Annotated in this window: 9 protein-coding genes; 5 read left to right on the top strand and 4 right to left on the bottom strand. The window is 60.5% G+C overall.

All coding sequences use genetic code 11. The annotated features are described in order from the left end of the window. Nucleotides 1–91: 91 nt before the first annotated feature. Nucleotides 92–2,743 (top strand): DUF4118 domain-containing protein, encoded by a 2,652-nt coding sequence (locus AC07OT_RS12340; protein ID WP_495108174.1) that lies wholly within the window; start codon nt 92–94, stop codon nt 2,741–2,743. A gap of 37 nt (nt 2,744–2,780) precedes the next feature. After that, the gene (locus AC07OT_RS12335; RefSeq protein WP_115486025.1) at nt 2,781–3,470 is read left to right on the top strand and encodes a response regulator; all 690 of its coding nucleotides are present in this window, start codon (nt 2,781–2,783) and stop codon (nt 3,468–3,470) included. A gap of 224 nt (nt 3,471–3,694) precedes the next feature. Here the strand turns inward: AC07OT_RS12335 and AC07OT_RS12330 are convergent, their stop codons facing one another. Continuing rightward, a complete protein-coding gene (locus AC07OT_RS12330) occupies nt 3,695–4,732 on the bottom strand; it encodes a patatin-like phospholipase family protein (protein WP_115486026.1) in 1,038 nt (345 codons plus the stop codon). 217 nt (nt 4,733–4,949) lie between these two features. Here AC07OT_RS12330 and AC07OT_RS12325 point away from each other — a divergent pair, with 217 nt between their 5' ends. From AC07OT_RS12325 to AC07OT_RS12315, 3 genes are all read left to right on the top strand, one after another. Next, nucleotides 4,950–5,228: a hypothetical protein gene (locus AC07OT_RS12325; protein WP_003172685.1), complete on the top strand. Its 279-nt coding sequence runs from the start codon at nt 4,950–4,952 to the stop codon at nt 5,226–5,228. Nucleotides 5,229–5,272: 44 nt separating this feature from the next. Next, the gene (locus tag AC07OT_RS12320; protein ID WP_065947441.1) at nt 5,273–6,034 is read left to right on the top strand and encodes a CHAD domain-containing protein; all 762 of its coding nucleotides are present in this window, start codon (nt 5,273–5,275) and stop codon (nt 6,032–6,034) included. Nucleotides 6,035–6,124: 90 nt separating this feature from the next. Continuing rightward, on the top strand, nt 6,125–6,922 hold the full coding sequence (locus AC07OT_RS12315; RefSeq protein ID WP_027604140.1) for an acyl-CoA thioesterase: 798 nt from the start codon (nt 6,125–6,127) through the stop codon (nt 6,920–6,922). Between the two features lie 3 nt (nt 6,923–6,925). Here the strand turns inward: AC07OT_RS12315 and AC07OT_RS12310 are convergent, their stop codons facing one another. The 3 genes from AC07OT_RS12310 to AC07OT_RS12300 all read right to left on the bottom strand — a co-directional run bounded on the left by AC07OT_RS12310 (nt 6,926) and on the right by AC07OT_RS12300 (nt 12,563). After that, nucleotides 6,926–7,288, bottom strand: a complete 363-nt coding sequence (locus tag AC07OT_RS12310; RefSeq protein ID WP_027604139.1) for an Mpo1-like protein — start codon at nt 7,286–7,288, stop codon at nt 6,926–6,928. A gap of 143 nt (nt 7,289–7,431) precedes the next feature. Further along, a complete protein-coding gene (locus AC07OT_RS12305) occupies nt 7,432–7,848 on the bottom strand; it encodes an Imm50 family immunity protein (protein ID WP_495108173.1) in 417 nt (138 codons plus the stop codon). After that, nucleotides 7,845–12,563: an RHS repeat-associated core domain-containing protein gene (locus tag AC07OT_RS12300; RefSeq protein ID WP_495108172.1), complete on the bottom strand. Its 4,719-nt coding sequence runs from the start codon at nt 12,561–12,563 to the stop codon at nt 7,845–7,847. The genes AC07OT_RS12305 and AC07OT_RS12300 overlap by 4 nt, the downstream gene beginning before the upstream one ends. Nucleotides 12,564–12,729: the final 166 nt, after the last annotated feature.

The following is a 12,729-nucleotide window of genomic DNA, read 5'->3' as shown; positions in this document are numbered from 1 at the left end:
CACAGGTATCGACTGAACCACCGCTATCGGGGGCAAGCCCCCTCCCACATTGGATTTTCTCTGGGTCTGAACAATTGAAGGAAACCCCAGCATGAGCGACTCCGGCCGCGCCGATGCCCTGCTAGCCGATCTACCCCGGGACGGCCGTGGCCGGCTCAAAGTTTTCCTCGGCGCCGCGCCGGGTGTGGGCAAGACCTACGCCATGCTCCAGGCCGCCCACACCCAACTGCGCCAGGGCGTCAAACTGATCGCCGGCGTGGTTGAAACCCACGGCCGCGCCGAGACCGAAGCCTTGCTCAGCGGCCTGCCGCAACAACCGCTGTTGCGCAGCGAATACCGTGGCGTGATGCTCGAAGAAATGGACCTCGACGGCCTGCTCGCCGCCAAGCCCAAGCTGGTGCTGGTGGACGAACTGGCCCACAGCAACGCCCCCGGCAGCCGCCATGAAAAGCGCTGGCAAGACATCCAGGAACTGCTCGCCGCCGGCATCAACGTGTTTACCACGGTCAACGTCCAGCACCTGGAAAGCCTGAATGACCAGGTCCGCGGCATCACCGGTGTGCAGGTCCGCGAAACCCTGCCGGATTGGGTGCTGCAGGAAGCCGACGAACTGCTGCTGATCGACCTGCCGTCCCGCGAACTGCTCGAGCGTCTGCGCGACGGCAAGGTGTATGTGCCGGAGCAGGCCCGCGCCGCCATCGATGCGTTCTTTACCCAGACCAACCTGATGGCCCTGCGCGAGCTGGCGATGCAGACCGCCGCCGCCCATGTCGACGACGATTTGGCCCAGGGCTATCGCCAGCTCGGCCAGGCGGCGCCGGCGGTGCGTGGGCGTTTGTTGGTGGGCGTGGATGGCGATGCGCAAGCCGAACGCCTGGTGCGCCATGCCAGTCGCGTCGCCCAGCGCCGGCATTTGCCGTGGAGCCTGGTGCATATCGACAACGGCCGTGCGCGGGATGAGCAGGCCCGTCTGCGCCTGCAAAACGCCCAGCAACTGGCCGAGCGTCTTGGCGGCGAAGTGGTGCTGCTGCGGGCGGGGGAGGTGGCCAAGACTTTGATCCAGCATGCCGCCGAACGCCGTGCCAGCCTGCTGTTGGTGGGGCAGTCGCGAATGCGTTGGCGGCGTCGCCTGTTCGGTGGCGGCTTGGCGGCGCGCCTGTTGCGTAATGCCCGGGGCTTGGAAATCAACGTCCTCGACAGCGACGATGTGCCCGCAGGCCCACGCTTGCCGGATGTGCGCGGCCTGGTGTGGTTCGATTACGCCTTGGCCGTGGTTGCGACCGTCGTCGCCGCCGCTGTGGCCTGGGCCGTGGCAAGCGTGTTGCCGTTGCCGAATATCTCGCTGGTGTTTCTCGCCGCCGTGTTGCTGGTGGCGGTGCGCAGCAGCCTGGGGCCGTCCCTGGTGTGTGCGGCGTTGTCGTTCCTGACCTATGACTTCCTGTTTATCCCGCCGAATTTCTCCTTCGCCATCCAGCGCGAAGAGGATGTACTGACGCTGTTGTTCTTCCTGCTGATGGCGGCACTCACCGGCAATCTTGCCGCACGCCAGCGCCGTCAGTTGCAGGCGTTGCGCGACACTCAGGAAGAAACCGGCGAACTGCTCGACCTGTCGCGCAAACTCACCGCCGCCACCGACCGCCAGGCGGTGATCAGTGCCGCCGCCCACCATCTGGAAGGTTGGAGCGACCTGGATCTGTGCCTGGTCAATCGCGACGGCCAGGGTGGCTGGAAAGTCGAGACCGGCGGCCCGCTGACCTTCACCGAAGCCGAACGGGCTGCGGCCGATTGGGCCTGGCAGCATGACCAGCCGGCAGGCATGGGCACCGGCACCTTGCCGTTCGGGCGCTGGTGGTGGTGGCCGTTGTCGGGCGAAGAAGGCCCGCTCGGGTTGCTCGGCGTCAGTGCCAAGCCGGGCCTGGAATTGAGCGGCCAACGCCGTCGCTTGCTCACCGCCTTGAGCCAGCCCCTGGCCCAGGCCCTGGCGCGGGCACAGTTGGCCCAGGAGCTGGAATCCGCACGTTTGCATGGCGAAACCGAGCAACTGCGCAGCGCCTTGCTGGCGTCGGTGTCCCACGATTTGCGCACACCGTTGACCTCCATGCGCGGCAGTATCGACAGCCTGCTTGCGCTCGGCGAAGCCATCCCCCTGGCGGATCGCCGCGAGTTGCTCGAAGGTACTCGTGATGAAGCCGAGCGCCTGGACCGCTATATCCAGAACCTGCTGGACATGACGCGACTGGGCCATGGCGCGCTGAAGCTGGCGCGGGACTGGGTGTCGCCCGGCGATATTGTCGGCAGTGCGCTCGGGCGTTTGCGCGCGGTGCTGGCGCCGCTGCAGGTGAGCACCGATGTGCCCGCGGAGTTGCCGCTGCTCTATGTCCATGCCGCGTTGATCGAACAGGCACTGGTCAATGTATTGGAAAACGCCGCGCGCTTTTCACCGCTCCACGGTCGATTGCAACTGAGCGCCGGCGTCTCGGATAACCGATTGTTTTTCGCCGTGGCGGATGAGGGGCCCGGTATTCCTGAGGATGAGCGGGCGAAGATCTTCGACATGTTCTACACCGCCGCACGCGGTGATCGAGGCGGGCAGGGCACCGGCCTCGGCCTGGCGATCTGCCAGGGCATGGTCGGCGCCCATGGTGGGCATATCAGCGTGGCCGAAGGCATTGAGGGGCGCGGTACCTGTATCACGCTGTTCCTGCCATTGCCGACACAGCCTGGCCTGGAAGGCGAGGCGTGAGCTACCCTGTTTTCTCTACGGATGTTGATGGGACGCCATGAGCCAGACCGCGACGATTTTAGTCATTGATGACGAACCGCAGATCCGCAAATTCCTGCGCATCAGCCTGGCCTCCCAGGGTTACAAAGTGATCGAGGCCGGCACCGGCAACGAAGGCCTGGCCCAGGCGGCGTTGAGCAAGCCCGACTTGCTGGTGCTCGACCTGGGCCTGCCGGACATGGACGGCCAGCAGGTGTTGCGCGAGTTTCGTGAGTGGTCGACGGTGCCGGTGCTGGTGCTGTCGGTGCGGGCCAGCGAAGAGCAGAAGGTCGAAGCCCTTGACGGTGGCGCCAATGATTATGTCACCAAGCCCTTCGGCATCCAGGAGTTCCTGGCCCGCGTGCGCGCCTTGTTGCGCCAGGCGCCTGTGGGCGAGACCCAGGAAGCGGCGTTGCAGTTTGGCCCGTTGACGGTGGACCTGGCCTATCGCCGCGTGCTGCTGGACGGCGCCGAGGTGGCACTGACCCGCAAGGAATACGCGGTGCTGGCACAACTGGCGCGGCATCCGGGACGGGTGATCACCCAACAGCAACTGCTCAAGGATATCTGGGGTCCGACCCACACCGACGACAGTCACTACCTGCGGATTGTGGTGGGGCATCTGCGCCAGAAGCTGGCGGATGATCCGACCCAGCCGAGATTTATTGTGACCGAGGCTGGAGTGGGGTATCGGTTGTTGAGCGCCTGAGGCGATCTGTCAGCCTCTCTGTGGTCCTGTGGTCCTGTGGTCCTGTGGTCCTGTGGTCCTGTGGGTTCTGTGGTGAGCGGGCTTGCCCCGCGCTGGGCTGCGTAGCAGCCCCAAAACCAGGCCCAAAGGAGTACCTGACACTACGCGTTCCTCATTGAGTGGGGCCGCTGCGCATCCCAACGCGGGGCAAGCCCGCTCACCACCGCTCTAGCGACACGGCTGTCTCAGCGCTGCTCGCTTTCATAGCGATCCAGGGTATCACTGGCAATTTCCCGGCCCAGTGCGATCAGCTCCGGCGCCTTGTAGAACTCGAAAAACCGGCACACCCGCTTCGGCACGTTGATCAGTACATCCGGCGGGTAGCCAGCGATCTTGTATTGCGCCAGCGAAGTCTGCATCACCTCGAAACTCTGGTTGATCAGATCCAGCAATGACGCCGGCCCGACGTTATCGATGATGAATGAACCGGTGGCCGACTTCGGCGCCCCCGGCTTTTCCGGTGCGGCGGCAGGTTGCTGGGATTCGGGTTCGGCCGACTCCAGCCACGGATTGATCTCGGCCGCCTGGGCCTGCAAGGCTTCCTGCTCAAGTTTCATCAACTGCTCGGCCTGCTTGCGGCGAAACGGCAGGTGCGAACCCAGTGATTTCGCCAGGCTGTTGAAGCGGCTCTTGAATGCCGGCGGGCGCTGGATCACCGGCAACTGGTAGTGTTTCTGGTTGGTGGCGTTAAGGTTGACCGCGATAATCAAGTCACAATGGCTCGACACCACCGGCACGATCGGCAGCGGGTTGAGCAGGCCGCCGTCCACCAGCATGCGGTTGCCTTGCATCACCGGGGTGAACAGGCTGGGAATCGCCGCCGAGGCGCGCATGGCCTGGTGCAGGCAGCCTTCCTGGAACCAGATTTCCTGTTGGTTGGTCAGGTCGGTGGCGACGGCGGTGTAGGGGATGCGCAGCTCTTCGATAGTGATCTCGCCGACGATCTTGCGGATCTGCCCGAAGACCTTCTCGCCGCGAATCGCCCCGAGGCGAAAACTCACGTCGACCAGCCGCAGCACGTCGAGGTAGTCGAGGCTTTCAATCCAGTTTCGATACTCGTCCAGTTTGCCCGCGGCGTAGATCCCACCCACCACGGCCCCCATGGAACAACCGGCGATACAGGCGATGTCGTAACCGCGCCGTTCGATTTCCTCGATCACCCCGATATGGGCGTAGCCTCGGGCCCCGCCGGATCCCAACACCAAGGCAACACGTTTCTTCATGGTCGATGTCCTTCATGAACGGGGGCCCACAATGCGCCTATTTTGGGGGCCGCTTCAATCTTGGTTGCGCCTGGCAATATATTTCAAGAATAGCGCCCAGGCTCGGGTATGCTCTGGCAATAGGTACTACCGATTTCAGGCTAAGGACAAGGCACTTTTTCTTGTAGGCAACGTCTACAGGCGTACGACTGTTTTTCTTTATTTTGAGGTGTCATCGATGAAAGCCTGGATGTGTGTGCCTGTGATCATGTTGGCCCTGGCGGGTTGTGCCGGGAAAACCGCATACCGCGACAGCTGTGGCTCGCAATTGGATGCCGCTTGGAAAGAGCTCGACCTGGCCAAGGCCGAAGGTTTTGCCGGCACCGTCAGCTACTCCAAGGCCTTGTCGTTGTTGACTGGCGCCAAGACCCAGCAGCAATTCGAGGCGTTTGAAGGCTGCTCCAATAAGGCCGAAAAAGCGCGGTTCTATATTCGTGAGTCGCGCGCCGGGCGTTAACGTGCAGCGCAGAGTGGGATTTTTCATTTGAGAGTGAGGGCAGGATGTCAGCTTTGGTCGATCAGTTAGTCGCTCAGGTCATTGGCCTGGAAGTAGGGTTACTGAGCTGCCAGGCTCGCCTCGCTGCCGTCACCGATGATGAAGCCCTGCATGATCTGCGCACCACCGTGCGCCGCCTGCGCAGCCTGTTGCGTCCTTTGCGCGGGCTGCCGGGCGTAGAACAGCTTGAATTGGCCGCCGGTACGGTCGGCCAGTTAACGACGCCGCTGCGCGACCGAGAGGTGCTGGCGGCGTATTTGCATCAGCATGGTTATCACGAGGCCGCTGATCGACGCCTGCGCCTGCAACCCGACGCCTATCGCCAGGTGGCGCAAGGCCCGGAAGTTGCCCATCTGTTGCTGATCCTTGATGCATTCCCGCGCTTTATTCGCGCCTCGGAGCACCAGAAATTGCTCAAGGGTTTGCGACCGCGCATTGAGAAGCGCCTGGCCAAGCAATGGCAGAAACTCGATCAAGCGCTGAAAGATCCAGACCATGATCGCCACCGTTTGCGCTTGTTGATCAAGCGTGTGCGCTATGCCGCCGAGGCTTACCCCCAGCTGGATAAGTTGCCCGCCAATGCCCTGCCACGCCTGAAGAAAGCCCAAGCGGCACTGGGTGATTGGCATGACTGCTGGCAATGGTTGGCCCAGGCCGAACATCAAGCTGATCTGCAGCCCTGTGTTGCGATTTGGCATCGCACCATGGCCAAGGCCGAAGGGCAGGCGGATCGCGTGCTGGACAAACTCAGCGCGGATTGTTTCTAAAACGGTCCGGCTTTTGGCCGGAATAAGCGCTGTACCTTGGCTGCGCGCTGGTTAAGATCGCCCATCTGTTTCTTTTGATGTGAGGTCGCCATGCGCTTTAGTGATTTGCTCGACGCCGCCCGAAGCAACCCGCTGAATGTCACCATTCCCGCTGAATGGGCCCAGGGCCGTGCCACGTTCGGTGGCCTGGTTGCTGCGTTGCAATACGAAGCCTTGCGCGCCCAGGTGCCGACGGACCGCCCATTGCGCTCGCTTGCGATCACCTTCGTTGGCCCGGTCGCGCCCGATGTACCCGCCAGCTATCAAGTCGAAGTGTTGCGTGAAGGCAAGGCGGTCAGCCAGTTGCTCGGCCGTGTTGTGCAGAACGGTGAGGTCGCGACCCTGGTACAGGCAAGTTTTGGCGCATCCCGCGAGTCGGAAATCGATGTGGCCAGCGAGCCGCCGCCGACGTTCAAGCACTGGGATGAATGCCAGGAACTGCCCTATATCAAAGGCGTCACGCCTGAATTCATGCGCCACCTGGCGATGCGCTGGAGCGTTGGCGGTTTGCCGTTTACCGGGAATAAATCCCGCGAGATGGGCGGTTGGGTTCGCTTGCGCGGGGATGTGAAGGAGGAACCGCTGACCGAAGCGCATATCCTCGCCCTGGTCGACGCCTGGCCACCGGCGTTGCTGCCGCACCTGAAAAAGCCCGCTCCGGGCAGCACCCTGACCTGGACCATCGAATTCATCCAGCCGTTGCAGGAATTGACGACCCTGGACTGGTGCCAGTACCACGTCAGCATCGAGCATGCGCGCGACGGCTACGGCCACGCCGCCGCCGCGCTGTGGAGCCCAACCGGTGCGTTGATCGCCCTCAGCCGCCAGACCGTGGTGGTCTTCGCCTGATCGTCAGTGGCGGTGGCGCAGCCGCCAGGCACGCCACCAGCCACCGCTCAACACAAAGCGCGGGAACGTCAGGAACTGCTCGACCACCAGGCGCTGTACTGCGTCTTTACGATCACTGAACGGCTCACCGGCCTCGGCTTCCAGGCTATGGCCATGACGCTGCAACGCCAGGCCTGCGAGGATGCCGACTACGCCAATGGCGAAACTGGCCAGGCTCAGGCTGAACACTCCGGACACAATCAACAGAAACCCGATGATAAACAACGGCACGGCAATCAGGTGCAACGCCAGGTTGGTCGGGTGCTGATGGTTTTGCGGGTAGTTACGCCATTGCCAGGCGGGGAGATTGGGATGACGTTTGCCCATGATGGTGAACCCTCTGTCCGTTGAAATAACATGGGGAGAGTTTAGGTGGGGGTGGGCGGGTGGGCGAATTGGGGTTGGCTATAGCGCTCATAGTTTCTGTTATGTAAATCATCTAATCCTTTCTCCCATCTATTCTACAAAACTTATGCTGGCCAGCTATGATCTCCTGGTTCAGGACAATTTATATAAACTGACGGCCCAGCCATAGACAGCCACTTTGATTTAAATTCAATAGAGGCATTTTCTGATTTTGCGTTGAAAATAAAGTGCTCGTTTTTTCGCGTTATTTTCGCAATGAAAATTTCCCGGCGAGGAAGATTGGTTATCTGCAGGTTACTTATTGCGTTACAGGTTAGTCCAATCCTGCATGTGTTGTATCCTTTATTCTCCCATTTTGGAGGTAAAAAATCTGGAAAGTCTGGTATGTCAAAACCAATGCTGAGAGAAGGTTGGTCGTTTTCTATCGTCAGAGAGTGTATATAAATCTCGCGAATTTCAATTGGACGACTGAACAATTTATTAAAAAATATTGTTCCTTCAAGATCATTCCAATGCTTCATTTTTTATCCTTAAATGGGTAGTGGTCTTTTGTTCCCGGGACTTTGCCGGTTCGCGGTGTATCAATTGGGCGTAGGTTGAAGTGAGAGCCTTGATCGCCTGCTCCGTTTTGAGCACCGAAATTATGCCCTGCTGAATGGTCTTGTATTAGTATTTTGGAACCATCGGCTCTCGTATATTGGTAGACCCTCGTCTTAATCGGTTTTCCAGAATTATCTAAAATTGTTTTTTCATTTATATCTGACATTTTCACAGTGTTGTATTGTTTTTTTGCGCCAGAACCCGCGTCGATAAATACATCGGGTTGTTGCGATGTCGGTATATTGGCGTCTCTTTTTGCTTCGCGGAATGCTCCTTTACGAGATACATAAGGTGCGTGAGGTTCAACAGGTATTGCGCAGGTTGGATTTTTCTTTACTACGCCGGTGCAACGGGCATTCAGTCCGAGTGGATCTACCCAACCCGTAGGGTTAGGCACGTACTGGTACGCGTTGATCCCACCCGCCAACTTCACCGGATCCGGCGTCAGGTAACACCCAATATCTGGATTGTAGTAGCGATGGCGGTTGTAGTGCAGTCCGCTTTCCTGATCGAAGTACTGACCCTGGAAACGCAGCGGGTTGTCGATTGTGCCTTTGTCGAGTCGGCTGATCTGGCCGTAGGCGCGGTAGTGGGCGGACCACACGATGTCGCCGTCTGGAGAGGTGAGTTCCTGTGGTGTGCCGAGGTGGTCGAGTTGGTAGTGGAAGGCTTTGGTGTCTTGTGGGCCGAAGCCTTCCAGCAGGGCGAGTGGCCTAAAACTATCGGGTTCGTAGAGATAGCTGCGATGGCGATCCGCATGGTGTTCGGCAATCAGCTTGTCGCCTTGCCAGAAAAACTCCGTCGTGATGCCGTCGACGGTTTTGCTGATCCGCCGCCCAAACGGGTCATAGCGATAGCTGGCGGTTTGGCCGTTGGGTTGGGTGATGCCGATCAGGCGGTGCTGGCAGTCGTAGCGGTATTCGGTAACGAGTTGATGGCCTTTGCCGCGTCGCTTGCGGATGAGGTTGCCGAAGGCGTCGTAGTCGTAGTGGCGGTCACCCTGGATCATCAGGCGGTTGCCGGCGACGATGTCGGGGCCGGGGCGGTCTTGCATCAGCAGGGTGCCGGCCGGGGTGTGGCCGAAGCGTTCCTGCAGGTCTTGGGAGTGGTCGGCGCGGGTGAGGCGGCCTAGTGGGTCGTAGTGGTAGTGGTGTTCGCCTTTGCGGGTGTCGAGCAGGCGGGTGAGGTTGCCGGTTTTGTCGTAGTCGTATTGGCGTTGGTACAGCGCACCTTCGCTGTCACAGATCCCGTGGTTGAACAGGCGGCCCTGTTCGTCGTGTTGGTAGCTGCTGAGCAGTTTCCCCTGGGCGCGTTGGTGTTCACGGCCGGTCCTGAACAGATGAGACGTCAGCAGCGTGCCATTTAACGCGACGCTGGCGAGGTGGCCGCCTTTCGCATGATTAAAAACCAGCCGGTTGTTATCGGGCAGGCGCAGGTGTTGAAGCTGGCCGCAGGTGTCGTAGCCGTAGCGCAAGGTGCCCCAGCCCTGGTGTTCGGCGGTGAGGCGGTTTTGGCGGTCGTATTCGTAGGCCAGTGCCCAGTGGCCGTCATCGACGCTGAGCAGGTTGCCCTGGCGGTCGTAGGCATATTCAACAAGGCTGCCGTCGGGCAGGGTTTTTCGTAAGAGGCGCCCGGCGTGATCGCGCTCGTAGCGAGTAACGAGCTGACTGCCGTCGTCACCGTATTCGGTCTTTTCCTGCAGGTTGCCGTTGAGGTCGTAGACGTAGGCGGTGCGCTGCCCGTCAAAGCCGACTTCCTGCTGGATCAGGCCATTGGGGTGGTAATCAAGTCGGTAGGTCTCGCCGACCTCGTTTTCGATCTCGGTCAGCAGTAACCGCACGTTGTCGTAGCGGTACTTGACCTGGCTACCGTCGGCGTTGATACGGCGGCTGATCAGGTGCAACCCGTCGGCGTATTCGTAGCGGGTGACGTAGCCCAGTTCGTCGCGTTCGGCGGTGATTTTTCCGTAGGGGTTGTAGCTGTATTCCCGACACGCCCCACCGGGCAGCACCACGCGAACCAACCGGCCCACGCTGTCCCACTGATACTGCGTCAGCGCGCCATGCTCATCCTCGCGGGCAATCTGGCGCCCCAGGTCGTCATAGCGATAACGCTTGATGCCGCCATTCGGCAGTTGCTCTTCAAGCAACTGTCCGCGCTCATTCCACACCAGCCGCTGGCAACTATGATCCGGGTACCAAACCCCAACCAGTTGCCCGTATTGGTCGTAGCTGTAATCCGTAACATGACCATCGGGATCGGTCTTGCGGATGACATCGCCCTGGTCATTGCGCTCGTACTTCCAGACCGCCTCACCACGGCGCATAACCCGTACGAAGCCACTGTCATGCTCGTAGGTTATCGGCTCATCATCCCCGGGAAACAACGCCACCAAGCGTCCGGCTTCGTCGTACTGATACGTCGTCACCGCCCCCAGCGGATCCTGCTCAACCGTCAGTCGGCCTTTGGCATCGTAGGATTTGAAATGCTGGGCACCGTCCGGATCAATCCGCTGCACCAGCCGCGCCCGGTCGTCATGGACGTACACTTCCTGACTGCCATCGGCGTTATGCAGCGTGACCCGACCGTCGTCCCCCCAGGCATACCGCGTGTCCATCTGGGAAAAACTGGCCCAATGCCGCACACATCGCGCGGCCTTGCCAGCCCGTTCCCACGCCCAGAAGAAACTCGCCCCACCGGCCAAGCCCCGCTCAAGAATGACGTGCTGCTCGTCGTAGCGATAAACCTCGTTTTCGCCGACGGCATTGGTCGCCGAAACCAACCGTCCCAGGTCGTCATAGGCGTAGGAAACAACGTTCTGCTCCGTCACCCATTCGTAAGGCTCATACCCCTTGGCCCGCTGAACCTGATAATCCACCGCCACGATGTGGCCGAACGCATAGCGCAGGAACAGCGAACGCCCGACACCGTTATCCAGCCGCTCGATGCGCCCCAAATAATCCCGAGAAATCCGCAGCCGGTTGTCATACGCATCGCTGATGGAGACCAACACACCGTCGCGAAAGTGATAGAACCGTGATGCCTGGGCCAGCACCAGTTCATCCGGCGAAGACCCTAAATAGATCGCGGCTTCGGCCAAACTATTGGTGATGGCGGGTCGAACAACAGTCGGCAGTGGAAACCCAATCGAGCGGTTCTCATGGTCCGTCCACACCACCGAATCGCCCGACACCACCAGCCGATGCGCCAGCGAATGACTCCAGCCAAACCCCAACCCGTCATCCACTTCCAGCGCACTGGTGCGATACAGCCGGGTCCACTCGAATGGCAAGATCCCATCCAACGTGCCATCGGTGAGAGTGAGCAATTCCTCCCCGGTAACCATCGACACGGGGCAGCCGTTGGTGACGGTCTTATCCGAAGGGGCCGCCGCATCCCCGTTCGGGTTCTTCCCTGAAACCGGCACATCATCGACAGGCTCCTGCCTGACCAACACGGTCTTCTGTGTCTTGTTACGAACCGCCGACACCGGGTTCGAAACCACATGCTCCCCAACCTTCAACGGCGCAACCGGCACAGTCTTGATCGCTGTCGCGGGGCCACCGAGCAGCAAAGGCTTCACCGCTTCGACATGCGCGTCCAACGTCGGCCCCACCAACTGATCAGCCAGCCTCTCCAGCCACTTGCGCGCTCGTCCGGATTTGATATGTCCCAGCACCTGAGCGCCCAGGCGAATCTGCACGCCCATGCCACGGGTCGCCCAGATCAGGAACAGATTGATCAACACCTCACCGCTGATCTCGCCCAGCACTTCATACAGCTCGGGCGGCGGCAGCAGGCGTAGCCAACTGACCATGGCCGACAGGTAGATAAACAGCAGCGGCTCATCGCTGAGCACCAACAGCCCCTTTGCGATGGCGTCGTTGCCCAGCCTCAGCAGTTCATCGAGTTCAGTCTGGGAGATGTAGGCCAACAACTTCTGGCTGTTGGCCTTGAGGTCCGCCAGCAAGTCATACAGCTGCGTAACGTTGTCCCACAGGTTGTAGAACGCCTTGGCAATCCCGGTGGAAAAGGCCAAGCCCTGCATCGCGCTGCGCTCGAGCGGCGGGGCATTGGCGAAGTCGTCCCATTGGGGCTGGAAGGTCCTGGTCCATTCGTCACGCAGGTGACCTTCCAACCCCGCGATCACCGACTGATAAGACCCATACAGCGCCTTGACGTGAACCTTGGAAACGCTGGGATAGAAGGTGATTTGGTACGGCTGGTTGCGATCACACTCGGTGATTTCGAGGAGGCCGCTGGGGCCGATGGTCTTGTGGATCGGCTCGCCCAACGGGCCGCCATTGGGATCGACGCGCTGCAGCATCACCGGCGTGTTGCCGATGGGCACGAAGCGCGTGCTTTCAAACATATGCACCAGGGTCAGGGTGCCGTTGGCCGGGCACGTGGCGACGGTGCTGCTGGGGATGATTGAGCGATTGATCGGCGCGACCAGCGCTACCTCATCGCCGACCTTGAAGACCTGCTCAACCTCCAGCGCCGAAGCGCTCCAGAAGCTTCCGGCCCACTCATCAAAGGTATTCAGGCAACCGCGAAAGTCACGAAAGACGCGCTCAACGTCCGGCGCCTCAGTATCCATGGGGGCCAGGACAAAGCTGGCAATCACGGGAATCAAGAGGCCGCCCCGACGACCAGGGCATTAGCGGGTAGGTGCATCGGCGGTCCCTCGCACTGAATGATCAGGCGAGAGACTTTGGAGAGGTTCGTCAGGTAAAGAAGTCGGCGCTATTCGCCAGGACGGCTAGGAGGGTTCGCCAAAACTTCGGGTAAACGCAGAGTCG

Source organism: Pseudomonas sp. GW821-FHT09C10 (assembly GCF_059418085.1).
This window is presented reverse-complemented; position numbering and strand designations above follow the sequence as displayed.

Excerpts from the sequence above, each read along its gene's own strand:
- AC07OT_RS12340 (WP_495108174.1), top strand. The coding sequence starts at position 92 with ATGAGCGACTCCGGCCGCGCCGATGCCCTGCTAGCCGATCTACCCCGG.
- AC07OT_RS12335 (WP_115486025.1), top strand. The coding sequence starts at position 2,781 with ATGAGCCAGACCGCGACGATTTTAGTCATTGATGACGAACCGCAGATC.
- AC07OT_RS12330 (WP_115486026.1), bottom strand. The coding sequence starts at position 4,732 with ATGAAGAAACGTGTTGCCTTGGTGTTGGGATCCGGCGGGGCCCGAGGC.
- AC07OT_RS12325 (WP_003172685.1), top strand. The coding sequence starts at position 4,950 with ATGAAAGCCTGGATGTGTGTGCCTGTGATCATGTTGGCCCTGGCGGGT.
- AC07OT_RS12320 (WP_065947441.1), top strand. The coding sequence starts at position 5,273 with ATGTCAGCTTTGGTCGATCAGTTAGTCGCTCAGGTCATTGGCCTGGAA.
- AC07OT_RS12315 (WP_027604140.1), top strand. The coding sequence starts at position 6,125 with ATGCGCTTTAGTGATTTGCTCGACGCCGCCCGAAGCAACCCGCTGAAT.
- AC07OT_RS12310 (WP_027604139.1), bottom strand. The coding sequence starts at position 7,288 with ATGGGCAAACGTCATCCCAATCTCCCCGCCTGGCAATGGCGTAACTAC.
- AC07OT_RS12305 (WP_495108173.1), bottom strand. The coding sequence starts at position 7,848 with ATGAAGCATTGGAATGATCTTGAAGGAACAATATTTTTTAATAAATTG.